At 59.8% G+C, this 17,634-nt stretch carries 16 protein-coding genes; 5 read left to right on the top strand and 11 right to left on the bottom strand.

The window, feature by feature from the left end; translation table 11 throughout:
• Window positions 1-77: 77 nt before the first annotated feature.
• The 7 genes from AACX99_RS09660 to AACX99_RS09630 form a co-directional block, all read right to left on the bottom strand.
• Complete coding sequence (locus tag AACX99_RS09660) at window positions 78-1,241, bottom strand: isovaleryl-CoA dehydrogenase (RefSeq protein WP_339411328.1); 1,164 nt, start codon at window positions 1,239-1,241, stop codon at window positions 78-80.
• Window positions 1,242-1,270: 29 nt separating this feature from the next.
• Entirely contained in the window at window positions 1,271-1,672 is a 402-nt protein-coding gene (locus AACX99_RS09655) for a MerR family transcriptional regulator (RefSeq protein WP_090253868.1), read from the bottom strand.
• A gap of 229 nt (window positions 1,673-1,901) precedes the next feature.
• The gene (locus tag AACX99_RS09650; protein ID WP_339411325.1) at window positions 1,902-2,234 is read right to left on the bottom strand and encodes a low molecular weight protein tyrosine phosphatase family protein; all 333 of its coding nucleotides are present in this window, start codon (window positions 2,232-2,234) and stop codon (window positions 1,902-1,904) included.
• A gap of 51 nt (window positions 2,235-2,285) precedes the next feature.
• Entirely contained in the window at window positions 2,286-2,507 is a 222-nt protein-coding gene (locus AACX99_RS09645) for a hypothetical protein (protein ID WP_339411323.1), read from the bottom strand.
• Between the two features lie 77 nt (window positions 2,508-2,584).
• Entirely contained in the window at window positions 2,585-3,253 is a 669-nt protein-coding gene (locus AACX99_RS09640) for an RES family NAD+ phosphorylase (protein ID WP_339411476.1), read from the bottom strand.
• 17 nt (window positions 3,254-3,270) lie between these two features.
• Entirely contained in the window at window positions 3,271-3,675 is a 405-nt protein-coding gene (locus AACX99_RS09635; protein ID WP_339411321.1) for an MbcA/ParS/Xre antitoxin family protein, read from the bottom strand.
• 110 nt (window positions 3,676-3,785) lie between these two features.
• A complete protein-coding gene (locus AACX99_RS09630) occupies window positions 3,786-4,703 on the bottom strand; it encodes a LysR family transcriptional regulator (RefSeq protein WP_339411319.1) in 918 nt (305 codons plus the stop codon).
• A 160-nt stretch (window positions 4,704-4,863) separates the two neighbouring features.
• On the opposite strand from AACX99_RS09630, the gene AACX99_RS09625 reads away from it, so the two are divergent.
• Entirely contained in the window at window positions 4,864-6,093 is a 1,230-nt protein-coding gene (locus tag AACX99_RS09625; protein ID WP_339411317.1) for an acyl-CoA dehydrogenase, read from the top strand.
• Between the two features lie 81 nt (window positions 6,094-6,174).
• Here the strand turns inward: AACX99_RS09625 and AACX99_RS09620 are convergent, their stop codons facing one another.
• The 4 genes from AACX99_RS09620 to xthA all read right to left on the bottom strand — a co-directional run bounded on the left by AACX99_RS09620 (window position 6,175) and on the right by xthA (window position 9,601).
• Window positions 6,175-6,351, bottom strand: a complete 177-nt coding sequence (locus tag AACX99_RS09620) for a hypothetical protein (protein ID WP_339411315.1) — start codon at window positions 6,349-6,351, stop codon at window positions 6,175-6,177.
• Window positions 6,352-6,441: 90 nt separating this feature from the next.
• Window positions 6,442-7,194, bottom strand: coding sequence for a substrate-binding periplasmic protein (locus AACX99_RS09615; RefSeq protein ID WP_339411313.1), 753 nt, complete (start codon window positions 7,192-7,194; stop codon window positions 6,442-6,444).
• A gap of 105 nt (window positions 7,195-7,299) precedes the next feature.
• On the bottom strand, window positions 7,300-8,682 hold the full coding sequence (locus tag AACX99_RS09610) for a phosphate ABC transporter substrate-binding/OmpA family protein (RefSeq protein ID WP_339411311.1): 1,383 nt from the start codon (window positions 8,680-8,682) through the stop codon (window positions 7,300-7,302).
• Between the two features lie 106 nt (window positions 8,683-8,788).
• Entirely contained in the window at window positions 8,789-9,601 is an 813-nt protein-coding gene (gene xthA, locus AACX99_RS09605) for an exodeoxyribonuclease III (RefSeq protein WP_339411309.1), read from the bottom strand.
• Between the two features lie 143 nt (window positions 9,602-9,744).
• On the opposite strand from xthA, the gene AACX99_RS09600 reads away from it, so the two are divergent.
• The 4 genes from AACX99_RS09600 to AACX99_RS09585 all read left to right on the top strand — a co-directional run bounded on the left by AACX99_RS09600 (window position 9,745) and on the right by AACX99_RS09585 (window position 17,516).
• A complete protein-coding gene (locus tag AACX99_RS09600; protein WP_339411307.1) occupies window positions 9,745-10,386 on the top strand; it encodes a GNAT family N-acetyltransferase in 642 nt (213 codons plus the stop codon).
• A gap of 99 nt (window positions 10,387-10,485) precedes the next feature.
• Window positions 10,486-12,213: an autotransporter assembly complex protein TamA gene (locus AACX99_RS09595; protein WP_339411305.1), complete on the top strand. Its 1,728-nt coding sequence runs from the start codon at window positions 10,486-10,488 to the stop codon at window positions 12,211-12,213.
• The gene (locus AACX99_RS09590) at window positions 12,210-15,878 is read left to right on the top strand and encodes a translocation/assembly module TamB domain-containing protein (protein WP_339411303.1); all 3,669 of its coding nucleotides are present in this window, start codon (window positions 12,210-12,212) and stop codon (window positions 15,876-15,878) included. The genes AACX99_RS09595 and AACX99_RS09590 overlap by 4 nt, the downstream gene beginning before the upstream one ends.
• A 294-nt stretch (window positions 15,879-16,172) precedes the next feature.
• Window positions 16,173-17,516 carry an alanine/glycine:cation symporter family protein gene (locus tag AACX99_RS09585; RefSeq protein WP_339411301.1) on the top strand — a complete coding sequence of 448 codons (1,344 nt, stop codon included), beginning with the start codon at window positions 16,173-16,175 and terminating at the stop codon, window positions 17,514-17,516.
• Window positions 17,517-17,634 lie beyond the last annotated feature (118 nt).

Here is a 17,634-nt window from a genome sequence, read left to right as displayed (position 1 = left end):
GGGTGGATGACGCTTTTTCATCCACCGACTTTGGTGGAAAACGCTTCGCGTTTTTCCACCCTACGCTGGCAAACGTCTTACTTTGTTTCGTTAAACAGCTCGCGACCGATCAGCATGCGGCGGATTTCACTGGTACCCGCGCCGATCTCGTAGAGCTTGGCGTCGCGCAGCAGGCGACCGGCCGGGTATTCGTTGGTGTAGCCGTTACCACCGAGCAGCTGGATGGTATCCAGGGCCATCTTGGTGGCCATTTCAGCGGTGTAGAGGATCACTGCGGCGGCGTCTTTGCGCGATTCCTCGCCACGGTCGCAGGCCTTGGCGACGTTGTAGAGGTAGGACTTGGAGGCGTTCATGCCGGCGTACATATCGGCCAGCTTGCCCTGCACCAGTTGGAACTCGCCGATCGACTGCTTGAACTGCTGGCGTTCGTGCACGTAGGGCAGTACCACGTCCATGCAGGCAGTCATTATTCCGGTCGGGCCGCCGGAGAGCACGGTGCGCTCGTAATCCAGCCCACTCATCAGCACGCGTACGCCACCGCCTTCCGCGCCGAGGATGTTCTCCTCCGGCACTTCGCAGTCCTCGAACACCAGTTCGCAGGTGTTGGAGCCGCGCATGCCCAGCTTGTCCAGCTTCTGGTGGCGGGAGAAGCCCTTGTAGTCGCGCTCGACGATAAAGGCGGTCATGCCGCGCGAGCCGGCGCTGATGTCGGTCTTGGCGTAAATCACGTAGGTGTTGGCATCCGGGCCGTTGGTGATCCACATCTTGTTGCCGTTGAGCACGTAGCGGTCACCGCGCTTCTCGGCGCGCAGCTTCATCGACACCACGTCGGAGCCGGCGTTTGGCTCGCTCATGGCCAAGGCACCGACGTGTTCGCCGGAGCACAGCTTGGGCAGGTACTTGGCCTTCTGCTCGTGGGTGCCGTTTTTGCGGATCTGGTTCAGGCACAAGTTCGAATGCGCGCCGTAGGACAGGCCGACCGAGGCCGAGGCGCGGCTGATCTCTTCCATCGCTACCACATGCGCGAGGTAACCCATGTTGGTGCCGCCGTATTCCTCTTCCACGGTCATGCCGAGCAGGCCCATGTCGCCGAACTTGCGCCACATGTCGATAGGAAACTCGTTGTCGCGGTCGATCTGCGCGGCGCGCGGTGCCAGTTCGGCCTGTGAGAACTGATACACCGAGTCGCGCAGCATATCGATGGTCTCGCCGAGACCGAAGTTGAGGGACGGATAGCTCATGGTTCCACCTGTAATTGTTCGAATTAAGTTCAGGAGATAACAGTTTGTTTTTTATCGGTTTCGGCTAGGGCTGCTAGGCAACGCTCTTCGGCGGTATCCAGCTCAAGCTGCATCTGCTCAATGTCCAGCAATTGCTGCTGCAGCTGAGCGCGGCGCTCGGCGATCTTGGCCATAAAGGTGTGTAGCTGCTTGTGATTGCCGTGCACCGGGTCATACAGCTCGATCAGCTCCTTGCACTCGGCGAGGGAGAAGCCGATGCGCTTACCGCGCAGGATCAGCTTGAGGGTGACCTTGTCCTTGGCGGTATAGATGCGTTCCTGGCCGCGGCGCTCGGGGCTGAGCATCTGCTGCTCTTCGTAGAAGCGAATGGCGCGGGTGGTGATATCCAGCTCGCGGGCCAGTTCGGAAATGGAGTAGGTGGTGGCGGACATACGGCAGCGCTCTTGTTTACCTTTACGTTAACGTAAGACTGCGTCGGTATTTAGTCAACAACCTTGAGCGGGCGCCTAGTTAATGTGTTTTATAGGTTCGTTGGATAGTATTTAAAACAATGGCTTAGGACGGATAGCTAAGGATTGCATGAGGAATTTATGTCACTTCGAAGACGCTAGCGAACGGATGCGCGCCTCGCCGGCTAAGCGGCGAGGTAGATCGGGGGATCTAGCGTGGCGGCAAAAAGCGCTGCACCTTGGTGTTCAGCAGTGCTATCAGGGCGGGGTCCATAAACTCGTAGTCGTCCGGGATATCCAGACAAACCACGCGTTTGTTGCTCAGCTGAGCTTTGAACTTGCGGGTGAGTTTGCTGCGATGTACTCGCTGCATCACCAGAACCAGATCGGCCCAGGCCAGCAGCTCGGGGCAGACTGGCGTGTCGGCGTCGTGGTTGATGCCGGCCGATGCGGTTTCCACGCCAGGCCAGTCAGCGAACAGTTGTTCGGCGGTTGGGCTGCGCAGGCGGTTCTTGGCGCAGATAAACAGCAGTTTAAGTGGCAAACAATCGTCCCTGCTCGGCGCCGAGCTAAGCGCTATGGATAAATGGAAGGCTTACGGCTTTCTACCGGCAAAGCCAAACAGCAAACCGCCCGCAATGATGGCGCCGATGCCTGCCCAAACCGGCACGTTGACTCTTTCCTTCTCCTGCACAGAAAGCTCGATTGGGCCGAGTTTCACTGCGGTGGTGTCCTTGGTGTAGCTGAAACCGCCATACAGCAGCCCCAACAGGCCCGCCACGATCAGAGCGATGGAGATAATCCGGATTGAATTCATGTTGTGATCCTCGTGCAGCGCCTGAGCTAATCACCAGCGGTTTCAAGTAGGCCATTGAAGCACAGTGCTGGCGCCAGCTAGGCGATTTCCTTGATCTCGAACACATTGACGATTTGTTGCAGCTTGCCGTCCCACACATAACGAAAATGCACGCCTTGTTGTGGAATGCTCGCCGCAGGTGGACGAAACAGCGCGGCGCATTCGCCGCCAAGGTGGCGCACGCTGCGATACAGCACCCCCCAGGATTGCTGCTTGCGCAGTTCGGCGGCGAACCGCTGAGTGGCGGGGTAAGTCGTTAAATCGGGGTCATGCAGCTGGTCGTGATCCGCACGAATGTCGTGCAGTGGTTTGACGATACGGCAGACATAACTGCGCAGGGTCAGCTCCAGATTAGGCTCGGCAGTGGCGCGTAGAAAACGTTCGCGGTGAAAACGGGTTTCCGCCACCGCTGCCTGCAAGCTGTCGGCGCAGTAGTACACGCCGTACTGACCTGCGCTGAAACGGCTGGCTGCGCCGACATGGGTGAAGGCCGCCATCAGCGGCGATGAACCTGGGCCACTGATACGATCCTCGGTCGCCACGTGAGACAACAGGCCGGCTTGTTCGCGCAGGCGATCATTGGTCAGGCCTTCGATCAGGTAGGCCTGTTCCAGGTCGGCGGGATCGAGCACATCTTCAAATATGGAAATCGGCGGGAACGAACTGGAGACCAGACGATAGGCCCGTCGCCAATCTGGCAGGGTCATCAAGGCTGGCGGCACAGTCAACCTCTTACACCGTCGAGATAGCGGCGCACATCGGCCAGATCGACCACGCCCCCCGCGAGCATTACCTGCAGGGCGCTGTTGCCATTGAACGGCGCCTCACTATTGGCTTTTTTGATCCATTCATAGGTCGAGGGTTTGTCGCCGAAGAGAATCCGCAGGGATTTGTGAATACCCATCAGATAGGACACGCGCTCCATCGTGTCGCGAGGCAGGCGTACCTCGGGAAGCTGGCGGTACTTGTACAGGGTGCTACGGCCGATTGAGCCCAGCAGGACCATCTGCTGTTCCACTGTGCAGTCCCATTTCTCCATCAAGTTGAAGAAAAACTTCAGCGCAACCTGGCCAGCCTTGGTCGAATCGAGATCAAGGGCTAAGTCATTTTGCTGCAGAGCGATGGACATAATATTTATCCCTATATGGAATTTATATAAATATTAGTCCACATAGAGATATCCAGCAATGAGTTGCAGGCGCTGCGATCAGGCCCAGACGGTTTAAACCGCTCATGCCTCTAGGCTTCTCTTTCTTGAGCCGTGGCCTGTTGAGAAATCTCGATAATCTGCTCGCGCATCCAGCGGTTGGCCGGGTCTTGATCGGTGCTTTCGTGCCAGTAGATGTGGGTCTCCAGCGGGGTCATGTCCTTGATTGGCAGCTCGACAAAGTGCAGGTCGTTACGCCGGGCGAAGCGCTCCGGCACGGTCATGGCCATGTCGGTGCCTTGCAACACGGTGGTGGCCATCAGGTAGTGTTGCGAGCGTAGGGCAATCTTGCGCTGGATGCCCATGCGACCAAGGGCCAGGTCGACGTGGCCAAGGCCGCTGCGGCGGCTGGAGATATGGATATGGGTCATGCCCATGTATTCGTCGAGGGTGATTTTCTCTTTGGCCAGCGGATGGCCACGGCGCATGGCGCAAACGTAGCGGTCTTCCATCAATTTGACGTGGCGTACCTGAGGGTCGGTGTTGAGCGGGGCATCCACTGCGAAATCCAGGCGGCCGGCGGCCAGTTCCTTGGTGGTTTCACGGCGGCGCGCCAGCATGCTCTCGATATTCACATTGGGCGCCATACGGCGCAGGCGCTGAAACAGCGGCGGCAGGACGATGGCCTCGGTAAGGTCGGTCATGCTGATGCGGAAAGTCTTGTTGGCCTGGGCCGGGTTGAAGATGCGACTTTCCTGCACGGAGATGCGCAGCTGCTGCAGCGCATTGCGCACTGGACCGATGATGTTCTGTGCCATGGGCGTGGGCACCATGCCCTGGGCGGTACGCACGAACAGCGGGTCATTGAAGGTCTCGCGCAAGCGTGCCAGGGCGTTGGACACTGCCGGCTGGGTAATGCCGACGATCTGCCCGGCGCGGGTCAGATTGGCCTCGGTGTAAATGGCGTCGAAGACGACAAAGAGGTTGAGGTCGACCTTGTTCAGATTCATTGCACGCTCACTCCGAGTGATGATCGCTATCAGTGGAACATATATCGGTGATGAATGTTAATACACGGTGAGAATAGATTAGATAAATCTTAACCGCTGTTCTAGCATCATTTCCACCTCACCGAACTTCCCAAAAATCAGCGTCAGAAGGTAGCTATCCATGGATTTCGCCTACTCCCCCAAGGTTCAGCAGCTGCGTGAGCGCGTCACCGCGTTTATGGAGAGCCATGTCTATCCAGCCGAGGCCGTGTTTGAGCAACAGGTCAATGAAGGCGACCGCTGGCAGCCCACCGCGATCATGGAAGAGTTGAAAGCCAAGGCTAAAGCCGAAGGCCTGTGGAATCTGTTTCTGCCGGACTCCGAGTTGGGTGCCGGCCTGACTAACACCGAATACGCGCCGCTGGCGGAAATCATGGGCAGCTCCTTGATCGGCGCCGAGCCGTTCAACTGCGCCGCACCAGACACCGGCAATATGGAAGTACTGGTGCGCTACGCCAACGAAGCGCAGAAAGAGCAGTGGCTCAAGCCGCTGCTGGATGGCACCATCCGTTCCGCCTTCGCCATGACTGAGCCAGGCGTGGCGTCTTCCGATGCCACCAATATGCAGGCCAGCGCCGTGCGCCAGGGCGATGAGTGGGTGATCAACGGCCGCAAGTGGTGGACGTCGGGCGCCTGCGATCCGCGCTGCAAAATCATGATCTTTATGGGCCTGACCAACCCGGATGGCCCGCGCCATGCGCAACACTCGATGATCCTGGTGCCAATGGATGCTCCGGGCGTGAAAGTACTGCGCCCGCTGCCGGTATTCGGCTACGACGACGCGCCGCACGGACACGCCGAAGTGCTATTTGAGAACGTGCGCGTGCCTTACGAAAACGTGTTGCTGGGCGAGGGTCGAGGTTTCGAGATCGCCCAGGGCCGTCTTGGCCCAGGCCGTATTCACCACTGCATGCGTTCCATCGGCATGGCTGAGCGCGCACTCAAGCTGATGTGCGAGCGTTCGATCAACCGTACTGCCTTCGGCAAGCCGCTGGCGCGCCTGGGCGGCAATATCGATCACATCGCCGATTCGCGCATGGAAATCAATATGGCCCGCCTGCTGACGCTGAACGCGGCTTATATGATGGACACCGTGGGTAACAAGATTGCCGCCAGCGAAATCGCCCAGATCAAGGTGGTCGCACCGAACGTGGCGCTGAAGGTGATCGACCGCGCCATCCAGATCCACGGCGGCGCCGGGGTTTCCAATGACTTCCCCCTGGCTTACTGGTACGCCATGCAGCGCACCTTGCGTCTGGCCGACGGCCCGGACGAAGTGCACCGCGCGGCCATTGGCAAATTCGAGATTGGCAAATACGTGTCGAAAGAAGTGATGAACGCCAGCCGCTAAAACGCGCCACTGGAAACGCACAAGGCCCGCATCTGCGGGCCTTGTGCGTTGTGGCGAGTGTGGTGTTTCTGGTGAGGCAAACTAGTCGTCTGAACTCGCGCCTTGTTGCAGCCAGAGGTGGCGCATATGCAATTGCGCGGCGAAGGCGCGGGCGGCTTGCTCCTGTTGAAAAATCAGGCTGCGCCTGCCCATACGCACTTGCCAATACAACTTGCCACGCTGTAACAGCGGTTCAATAACAATACTCGGTGAACTCAAACGATCAGTGCTCCTGAAACAATGGCCAACACAGATATGGCCTAAGCATTAGGCTCTAACGGGAAACTTGGCAAGCGCAGAAACAGGAAGTCAGTTGCTGTACTGGTAGATGATCGGGGCAAAAATGCCCGTGTCATGGCCGTTCTCCAGGCACTGATTGAACTGCTCTAGGAACCAGCCCATCTTCAGCGTTTTGGCGATGCCCATGTGCTTACTGTCACTCTTGAACGGCACCGGCAAAGTGGTGAAGGCATCTGGCTGCAAGCCTGGCCAGCTCTGGGCAAGCCTACGAATATCGATGCTGGAACCGAGTAGGATCGCATCGATGCGACCACGCTGTAGCATGCCCAGACCGCTGCGGGTGTCGTTGAAGCCAACGATGGTCAGGCTGCCGTTGGTCACGGCTTCGTCATACACAGTGCCATAGCTGGTGCCGATGGTGACGCCGATCAGTTTGTCCTTTAGGTCCGTGACGTCCTGGTAGGCAAACTCACGGCCTTTCTGCACCACCAGCACAATATGTTCAGTGAAGATCGGCTCGGAAAAATCGAACAGGGCCAGGCGTTCATCACTGATCGACAAACCGATCACGCCGCCTTCACCGCGTTCTGCCATGGCGTAAGCACGTTTCCACGGCAGTAACTGGATCTGGTAGGGCACTTGTATGTGGCTTAGGCAGTGCTTGCTAATGTCCACTACGATGCCTTTGGCCTCGCCATCCTCCTCAAAATATTTGGGGAAGCCATCGTGGCTGCCAAACACCCGGAACACCTCGGCCTGGGTGGTTTGTACAAGTGGCAGCGCCAGCAGCACGAGTAGCCATAGAGAGTGATGCACATGCACGGCAGACTCCGAGTGATGATTAAGGCTGTTTGTTCAGCTTAGTCACTTGGCGTGGTGAATTAATGCCTGATACAGCACGATCTGCAAAACGGCCGTATCCACCGTTTAGTAAACCCAGACCTCCACCCGACGATTCTTGATCCGTCCTTCGTCGCCGCTGTTGGCCGCCACAGGCAGTTCATCGCCAAGGCCGATGATGTCACGGAAAATTACACCGCCCTTGTTCAGCTCGCGGCGTACCGCCATGGCACGCAGTTTGGACAGCAATTCGGCGCGTGCGGTGTCGGCCTTGGCATCGCCGAAGCCCACCAGCACCACCTTATCGCGCAGCTTGTCCTGCTCGCGCAGGTAGGCCATCAGCCGGTTTAGGTCGCGCAAGGCCTTGTTGTCGAGGTTGGCGCTGCCTTCCTGAAAGCGGAAGTTCACCGACAAACGCTGGGCATTCTGCGCCAAGGCCTGGTAGTCCACGGGCATTTGCGCGTTGGCGGGAATTTTCACCGCCTGCACGGTCTGCGCAATAAAGCCGTTCTGGTCGACAATCGCCTGGCCACGTGTGCTGTGGGCGAACTGCACCAGGGCACGGCCCCAGGGGTTGCTTAGCTCCGGCTGGTTATACAGAAACAGCCGGCGCGACAGCGGGTAATCCTCGGTGGCGATCAGGGTCAGGCTTGGCAGCATCGGTTGCGAGTCGCCGGCGGCAATCGCTACGGCCTTGGCCTGACGGATATAGGGCAGGCCAATAAAGCCAATGCCGTTAGGGTCCTGGCTGACCGAATCGGACAGCTTTTCGCTGGACTCGTAGCGTTTGGCATTGGCAGCCAGGGCTTTGCCGTTGGCACTGAGCACCAGCTCCTTGAACGTATCGAAGGTGCCGGACTTGTCATCGCGGGCGTACAGGGTAATGGCTCCGGCTGGTGCGCCGAGCTGCGCCCAGTTGCTGATCTCGCCGGCAAATATCTGCGCCAATTGTGCGGTGTTCAGCGCGCTGAGCGGGTTGCTCGGATGCAGAATAATGGCCAGCCCATCGAGGGCAATGATCTGCTCGGCGCTAGCGCTTTTCAGATCGCCCAGGTTTTGCAGGCTGGTGGCCTCGCTGTCCTTGATCGGCCGGGATGAGGCAGCCAGCTCGGCGCTGCCATCGGCCAGTGAGGTGAAACCAGTGCCCGAACCGTGGGCAGCCACCTCAATGTTGACACTGCGGCCATCGGCGGTTTTACCGGTGATCGTCTGCTCGTTTTCTACGCTGCCTGCTTCGATGCGAATGGCGTTCAGGCCCTGTTCTTCCAGCAGTCCCTTGACCAGTGCCGGGCCAAGCCGCGCGCCGATAGTATTGGACCCCTGAATGCGCAGCACACTGCTGTTGTCGCTGGGGATGGGTAGGGCGGCAAATACCGACCAGGGCAGGGCGTAGCAGATGGAGCCGAGCAGCAAAAAGCTGACGGTGCGAATCCAGGTATCACGTTCGAAGGCAGCGGAGGCGCGCGACATGCGGCAAACACCTTATATGGGTGAGTGAAAGTGTCGCGACGATAAGACAAAAAAGTGACTGTAATATGACAGTCACTCATCGACTAAAGGCTCTGCCACAAGCCTCTCAGCTCAACTCCAACCAGATCGGTGCGTGGTCGGAAGGCTTTTCCAGGCCGCGCAGGTCATAGTCGACGCCGGCATCCTTGATTCGCCCTTGCAGCGCCTGGGAAGCGAGAATCACGTCGATGCGCAGACCACGCTTGGGCTCGTCCTCGAAACCGCGGCTGCGGTAATCGAACCAGCTGAAACGGTCATTCACTGCCGGGTTAAGGTGGCGGAAGCTATCGATCAGGCCCCAGTTCTTTAGGGTGGCCAGCCACTCACGTTCCTCGGGCAGAAAGCTGCATTTGCCGGTTTTCAGCCAACGCAGGCGGTTCGGCTCGCCGATACCGATGTCGCAGTCTTCCGGCGAGATATTGATGTCACCCATCACCACCAGCGCCTGTTCGGGGCTGAACTGGCTGAGCAGCAGGTTCTGCAAGTCCGCATAGAAGCGCTGCTTAGCCGGAAACTTCGTGGGGTGATCGCGGCTTTCGCCCTGGGGGAAGTAGCCGTTCATTACCGTGACCGGGTTGCCCTGGGCATCGGCAAAGGTGCCATAGATAAAGCGCCGCTGGGCGTCCTCGGCATCACCGGGAAAGCCCTTGTGCAGGCTTAGCGGTTCCTGGCGCGAGAGCAGGGCGACGCCGTAGTGACCTTTCTGGCCGTGGTAATGCACGTGGTAACCGAGCTGGCGAATTTCCGCCTCAGGGAACTGCTCGTCGGCGACTTTGGTTTCCTGCAGGCCGATAACATCCGGCTGGTGTTTGTCGATCAATGCGGCCAGTTGATGCGGGCGTGCACGCAGGCCATTGATATTGAAGGAGACGATCTTCATGGGCGGCAGTCCTGGCTGTGGCTCTGGAAAGCCCGCGATGCTAGCCGATTAGCAGTACTGCCGGCCAGCCTGTGGCGACGCTGGGTGCAGGGTGCTAACGTGGCTGCAGGCCCAGTAAATCAAGAACAACAGAGGTCAAGTAGATGCCTAACAGTCTCGCCGAAGTACGTATGCTCGATAGTGGCTATGCCCGCGAAGCACGCTCGTTGCTGTACCACGCTTACCGTCACGACCCCACCTTTGCCTACCTGTTTGAAGCCGAACGGCCAGGCTATGACCAGCGTGTACGCGCCACAGTGCGCGAGTTGGTGCAGCAGCATTTTAGTGAGGACCTGCCAGCTATTGGCTTGCTGATCGACGACCGCCTGATTGGTATGGCGCTGATCGCCCCACCGCAGCGGCGCATGGATATCACCGAAAGCTGGGGCTGGCGCATGCGCATGCTGCTGACCACCGGTTTCCGCTGTACCAAGCGCTATCTGGAATACCACGACGCGGTGATCGCCTGCCTGCCGCCGGGGCCGTACCACGTGTTGCCGCTGCTGGGCATTCACCCGGAGTACCAGGGCAAGCACCTCGGTGAGCAACTGCTTGAGGCGCTGCACAACTGGTGCGCCGAAGACGCCAGTTCCCAGGGTGTGGTGCTGGATACCGGCAATGGGCATTACCTGGATTTCTATAAACGTCAGGGTTACGAGGAAATTGGCGAGGTGGCCATAGGCCCGATTATCGAGCACGTGTTCTTCCATCCCAGCCCTCAAGTGGCAGTCAAAGCCAGTGCCTGACAACGGCCTGCTCGGTGTGTCTGCCGGCACATCGAGTCGCAACTATTTAGCCGTACTGCGGCTCTAAGTCGGCCCTGAGCTCGTGCTAGCATCGCCCCCATGTCTGTTTTCCCCAACCTTCTTGCAGGGTTATTTCTTCTCCTACTGAGCGCAACGGCCCTGGCCGAGGCACCGTTACGCGTGCGGGTTGATCCGGCCAATAGCGCGCTGAAAAGCAATATCGAGGGCTATATCGGTAGCCTAGGCGATCGCGATGCCGACGCTCTGCAACGCTTTCGCCGGGTGGCCCAGAGCCAGGCCGAAAAAGCTGCACAAGCCCTGGGTTACTACCAGGCGCAGATCACGACCGAGATAAGCGAGAGCGCACCACCTCGGTTGACCGTGCGCATTCAGCCGGGTGAGCCGGTGCGTTTGCGTGATGTGGTGGTGCGCGTCGAAGGTCCTGCCGCGCAGCTGCGCAATTTCCGTACGCCCCATGACCCGCAGCTGCGCAGCGGTGCCCAGCTTAACCACGGTCATTACGATGCGGCCAAGCGCGAAATTCAGAATCAGGCCTCGCGTTATGGCTTCTTTGCCGGACGTTTTAGCAGTCAGCGACTGACGATTGACCCCGAGGCAGGGGTTGCCGATATCGAGCTGATCTACCTCAGCGGGCCGCGCTACCAGTTAGGCGAAGTGAGTTTTGTCGGCGATGCGCCCTTCGATGAGCAATTGCTGCAGCGCATGGTGCCGTTCCCGGCTGATACGCCCTATGACTCGGCGTTGATTGCCGAGCTGTATCAGGCCCTGCGCTCAAGTGGCTATTTCGAGTCGGTGCAGGTGGATGCCAACCCCGCCAGTGCTACCGCCGAACAGATCCCGGTGCAGGTTCAATTGCAGGCGCGCAAGCCGCGCAGCATGGGCCTTGGCTTGGGGTTTTCCACCGATGTTGGTCCGCGTGGTCGGGCCGACTGGACGCGGCACTGGGCCAACCCGCAGGGGCATAGTTATGGCGCGGAGTTCGAGCTGTCAGCGCCGCGGCAGAATGTCGGCCTGTGGTACGACGTGCCGCTTGATCCGCCGCTGACCGACAAACTGCGCGTGGCTGGCGGCTATCAGGCCGAAGACCTGGCCAACACCGACAGCAGCAGCCGCTTGCTGACCGTCGGCCCGGAATGGCACAGCAAACTCGACAGCGGCTGGCAGCGCGTACTGTCGTTGAAGTGGCAGCATGAGGAGTACGAGCTTGGCGATGACTCTGGCGTCAGTACGCTACTGATGCCAGGCGTTAGTTATTCCTACTTGCAGAGTGACAACCAGATTGATCCCAACCACGGCTACCGCCTGCAACTCGACCTGTCCGGCGCGGCCGAGGGACTGCTGTCCGATGCCAATGTGTTGCACGGTAATGTCCAACTCAAAGGCTTGACCACGCTATTTACCCGACACCGGTTGCTCGGCCGGGTGCAAGTGGGCGGCACTGAGTCCGATGGCTTTGCCAAGGTGCCGCCGTCGCTGCGCTTCTTTGCCGGTGGCGATCAGAGCGTGCGCGGTTATGACTACCAGAGTCTGTCACCGGAAAACCGCGCCGGCGACAAGGTTGGCGGTCGCTATCTGTTTGCCGCCAGCCTGGAATACCAATACAGCCTGACCGAGCGCTGGCGCCTGGCGAGCTTCGTCGATCAGGGCAACACCTTCGACTCGCTGGAGATTCCATCGCTGAAAAGCGCCGTGGGCATAGGCGTGCGCTGGGTGTCGCCACTGGGGCCGTTGCGCCTCGACCTAGCGCACCCGCTGGATGACCAGGGCGGCGTGCGCCTGCATTTCTCCATGGGCCCGGAGCTATGAAGCGTCGCCTGCGCCAGGGCTTACTCGGCCTACTCGGATTGCTGCTTGTGCTGGCTATCAGCCTTAGCCTGCTGCTGGGCAGCCAGAGCGGCAGTCGCTGGTTATTGGCGCAGGTGCCGGGCTTGCAGGTGGACGACTTCAACGGCCGTCTGGGTGGCAGCTGGACGGCGGCACAGCTGCGCTGGCAGCAGGGCGATGACAGTGTGCGAGTGATGGCGCCTAGCCTGGATTGGTCACCAGCCTGTCTGCTGCGTCTGACTCTGTGTATCGAGCAGCTGCACAGCGAGCGGATCAACCTGGTGTTCCCAGATGATGAGCAGCCCAGCAGCGAGCCATTTAACCTGCCGGACCTGAGCCTGCCACTGGCACTGCAACTGGGTCAGGTGCAGATCGACAGCCTGCAGCTTAATGGCGTCGAACAGTTGCAAGGCTTGCAGCTGACCGCGCGCTGGACTGCGCAGGGCATTCAGATCGATACCCTCGGCCTGCGCACTGCCGATCTGCAGCTCGCGCTACAAGGCCAGGTGCAAACCTCCGGCAACTGGCCGTTGCAGCTAAACGGACAACTGCAACTCCCCGCGCCCGAACAGCAGGCCTGGCCGGTGACGCTGCAGCTCAAAGGGGAATTGCGCGAGCGGGTGCAACTGACAGCCAATAGCAGCGGCTATCTGCAAGGCGAACTGACGGGCTGGCTGCAGCCGTTGGCAGAGCATTTGCCAGCGCAACTGCGTTTGCAGGTTGCGGCCTTCAAGGCCAGCGCTGAACTACCGGATAGCCTGGCTCTTGAGCAGGTGGAGCTAAATGCGCAGGGCGATCTGCAGGATGGCTATCAGGTCGTCGGCAGTGCCAGTTTGCCGGCAGCCGAGGAACCGATCGCCTTGGCGTTGGTGGGGCTGCTTAAGGCTGACGGCGCGACCGTCAGTAATCTGAGCCTCACGGCAAAACCCGGTCAGCAGGTACAGCTTAGTGGCGAGTTGAACTGGCAGCAGGGTCTGAGCCTGGACAGCCGCTTCAGCTGGCAGAACTTTCCCTGGCAGCGTCTTTATCCCCTGGAGGACGAGCTACCGGTGGCGTTGCAAACGCTCAAGGGAGAGCTGGCCTATCAGGATGGCAACTACCTCGGCCATTTCGCCGCCGAGCTGGATGGCCCGGCCGGCGCCTTTAGCTTGCAAAGCCCGTTGAGCGGCGACCTGCAAAAGCTGTATCTGCCCGAGCTGCGTTTACAGGCAGGCCAGGGCCGCGCGGAAGGCCAGGTCAGCCTGGGGTTTGCCGAGCAGCTGAGCTGGGATGTGCGCCTGCAGTTGAGTCAGCTTGATCCGGCCTACTGGCTGGCTGAGTTGCCCGGCACGCTTGCCGGCCCCTTGAACAGCTCCGGCAGCCTGATCAATCAGCAGCTCAATCTCAATGCCGATATCGATCTCACTGGTCGTTTGCGCGGCCAGCCGGCCACGTTGCTGGCGAAGTTTACCGGCGGCCTGGAGCAGGGCGAGTTGAATGCCCTGGATATCCGCCTGGGCGATAACCGCATCAGTGGCAAGGTCGCCTTGCAGCAACAGCTGAGTGGCCAGTTGCTGCTGGCAATGCCGCGACTGGGTCAGCTTTGGCCCGGTTTGCAGGGCCAACTCAATGGCCAGCTGGAACTGGCCGGCAATCTGCAAGCGCCACAAGGCCAGTTTCAGCTGCAAGGCCAGCGCCTGGCCTTTGAAGACCAACGCCTGCAACAGCTCACGCTCGACGCCAGCCTGGATAACGCCCAGCGTGGTCGAATCACGCTGGAGGCGCTGGGTATTCAGCTGGGCGAAACGGAGCTGGGTCGCCTGGATGCCACTGCCGCTGGTGATAAGTACCAGCAGAGCCTTGAAATGCAGCTGCAAGGCCCGCTGCTGAATAGCCAACTGGCCCTGGCCGGCAAGCTGGACAAGGGCACTTGGCGCGGCAGCCTGAGCCGTGGCGAGGTGCAAAGCGGCGGCCAGGATTGGCGTTTGCAACAGCCGGCCACGCTGGTGCGCCTGGCCAATGGGCAGCTCAGCCTGGGTGCGCATTGCTGGCGTTCTGGCGATGCCAGCCTGTGTGGCACGCAGCAGCGTCTGCTGCCGCAGCCCAAGCTGAACTATCAGCTGAGCAACTTCCCCATGGACAGCCTGACTGCCCTGTGGCCCGAGGATTTCGCCTGGCAGGGCCAGCTCAACGGTCAGCTGCAACTGGACCTGCCGGCCAGCGGACCGAATGGCAGCCTGGAACTGAATGCCGGCAGTGGCATCTGGCGCGTGCGTGATCAGCAGCAATGGCTGGACTTTACCTACGACAGCCTGCGCCTGAGCGCGCAATTGCGCCCGCAGGGCATCGACAGCCTGCTGGAATTGCGTGGCCCGGCCATTGGTGAGCTGTCGCTGCAGGCTCAGCTCGATCCGCGCCCGGCGAGCAAGCCGCTGTCCGGAAGCTTTCGCTTGAACGGCCTGGACCTGGCTCTGGCGCGTCCGTTTGTACCGATGGTCGAGCGTATTGCCGGACAACTAAGCGGCACGGGCACCTTGGCAGGCGGGCTACTGGCGCCGCAGATCAACGGCAGCTTGCGCGTGCAAGGTGGTGAAATAAGCGGCGGCGAGCTGCCGATGAATATCGAACAATTGCAACTGCAAGCCCGCATCGAGGGTGAGCGGCTGCAGCTGGAGGGTGATTGGCGCAGTGGCGAGCACGGCCAGGGCAGCCTGAATGGCGAGTTGAGCTGGGCCGGTGGATTGCTTGCGGATATGCAGCTGCGCGGTAGCCGGCTGCCGGTGACGGTGGAGCCTTACGCGGCGCTGGAGGTTGAGCCGGATCTGCGTATGAGCCTGCGCGATGAGCAGCTGTCGGTGGCCGGTAAAGTGCTGATCCCCAGTGGCAAGATTGAAGTGCGCGAGCTGCCACCCTCAACGGTGCAGGTTTCCAATGATGCTCAGGTGGTTGGCCGCGAGAGTACACAACGACAGGCTACGGCGATTGCCATGGATATTGATGTTGAAGTCGGCCAGCAGCGTCTGACCTTCAGCGGCTTTGGCCTGGACGCTGAACTGCTTGGCCGTGTGCATATTGGTAATGACCTAGATACCCGTGGCGAGCTAAGCCTGAACAAAGGCCGATTCCGCGCTTATGGTCAGCGCCTCAATGTGCGCCGTGCGCGCTTGCTGTTTGCCGGGCCGATTGACCAGCCATTTCTCGATATCGAAGCGGTGCGCCAGGTCGATGACGTCACCGCCGGCCTGCGGCTGAGTGGCAATGCCGCACAGCCCACCACTGAGGTGTTCTCCGAACCGGCCATGAGCCAGGAGCAGGCGCTGTCCTACCTGGTCATGGGGCGGCCGCTGGGGCAGGGCGGTGGTGACAACAATATGCTGGCCCAGGCTGCGCTGGCCCTCGGCATGGCGGGCAGCGCGCCGCTGGTCAATACCTTGGCGCAGGGCCTGGGTATCAGTGATTTCCAGCTCGACACCCAAGGTTCGGGGGTGACCACCAGCGTGGTGGCCAGCGGCAACCTGTCAGAGCGTTTGAGTTTGCGTTACGGCGTGGGTGTATTTGAGCCGGCGAATACCATCGCCCTGCGTTATGAGCTGAGCAAACGGCTCTACCTCGAGGCTGCCAGCGGGCTGGCCAGTTCTCTGGATTTATTCTATCGGCGTGATTTTTAGGGGCTGTTTGTGCGGGTTAATGCTGGATTAAGCCATTAAATTCGCGTTTAAATTGCGCCCCTCGCTCAAAACGTCTGAGCGTTGAAATCTAAACAGTGAAAACCACTATCGCAGTCTTCATATACTGACCGCCGCTGATCACTGGGCAGTCGTTGTGCTGACTGGGATAGCCCGATCCGTTGTTCGCAGGCGCGCCAACCCGGCTCGCGTTCTGTGTAACAGCATGGCCTACCCGGCAATCGGACAAGCGAAGGCTACCCACCTCGCGTTCACTACAAGAATAAGGAAATGAGCATGGAATTCGTCAACACCCTGGTCAATCAACTCAATGGTGTGGTCTGGGGCCCACCCATGCTGGTGCTAATTCTCGGCACCGGTCTGTTCCTCATGTTGCGCCTGAAGTTCATGCCGTTGAGCAAGATCGGCGCAGGCTTCAAGCTGATGTGGCAAGGCCGTCAGAAAGGCGATGCCGAGAGTGGCGAGATCAGCCCGTTCCAGGCGCTGATGACCTGTCTGGCAGCCACTGTGGGTACCGGCAATATCGCCGGTGTGGCCACCGCGATCTTCCTTGGCGGCCCAGGCGCGTTGTTCTGGATGTGGTGTACCGCACTGGTCGGCATGGCCACCAAATACTGCGAAGTGGTACTGGCGGTGCATTACCGCGAGAAGGACGAGCGCGGGGAGCATGTCGGCGGCCCGATGTACGCGATCAAGAACGGCCTGGGTAAGAAGTGGCTGTGGCTGGGCACCGCGTTCGCCATCTTTGGCGGCTTTGCCGGTTTTGGCATCGGCAACATGGTGCAGGTCAATAGCATGGCCGCCGCTCTGCAAACCACCTTCAACGTGCCACTGTGGGTCACCGGCGTGGTGACCATGGTCTTCGTCGGCATGGTGATCCTCGGCGGTATCAAGCGCATTGGTAAAGTAGCCGCGACATTGGTGCCGTTTATGTGTGTGGCCTACATCATCGCCGCGTTCGTGGTGCTGGTGGTCAACGCATCGGAAATCCCGGCAGCCTTTGAAATGATCTTCACCTATGCCTTCACCCCGATTGCGGCTACCGGTGGCTTTGCGGGTGCGGCGGTGATGGCGGCGATTCGCTTTGGTGTGGCGCGCGGGATCTTTTCCAACGAAGCCGGTCTGGGTACTGCGGGTATCGCTCAGGCGGCCGGCACCACTAACAGCCCGGTGCGTTCGGGGATGATTGGCATGCTCGGGACCTTTATCGACACCATCATCATCTGCTCGATGACTGGCCTGGCGATCATCACTTCCGGCGTGTGGACCAGCGGCGTCAGCGGTGCGGCGTTGTCTGCTGCGGCCTTTGAACAGGCCATGCCGGGCGTCGGTGGTTATATTCTGACCATTGCCCTGGTGGTGTTTGCCTTTACCACTATCCTCGGCTGGAGCTACTTCGGCGAGAAGTGCTGGGAATACATGGTCGGCACCAAGTCGATCCTGCCGTTCCGCATTCTCTGGGTCGTGGCCGTGCCGTTTGGCGCGATTGCCCAGCTGGACTTTGCCTGGCTGGTGGCGGACACCCTCAACGGCTTGATGGCTATTCCTAACTTGCTGTCGCTGCTGTTGCTAAGCCCGATCGTGGTCAAGCTGACCAAGGATCACTTCGCAAAAAATTGATGTGTCGCTTAGACGGGAAGGGTAGTCTGACTCATTGGTCAACTATGCTTGCCCGCTCTGGCAAGCCGTTGCAAAACTACCTGCGTTGGCAGTACCGCGTTAAAAACAGGCTCGGAAT

The organism is Pseudomonas sp. EA_35y_Pfl2_R5, from assembly GCF_963970805.1.
Taxonomy (GTDB): domain Bacteria; phylum Pseudomonadota; class Gammaproteobacteria; order Pseudomonadales; family Pseudomonadaceae; genus Aquipseudomonas.
Note: the sequence above shows the minus strand (reverse complement) of the source record. Positions and strands in the feature narration are given on the sequence as shown.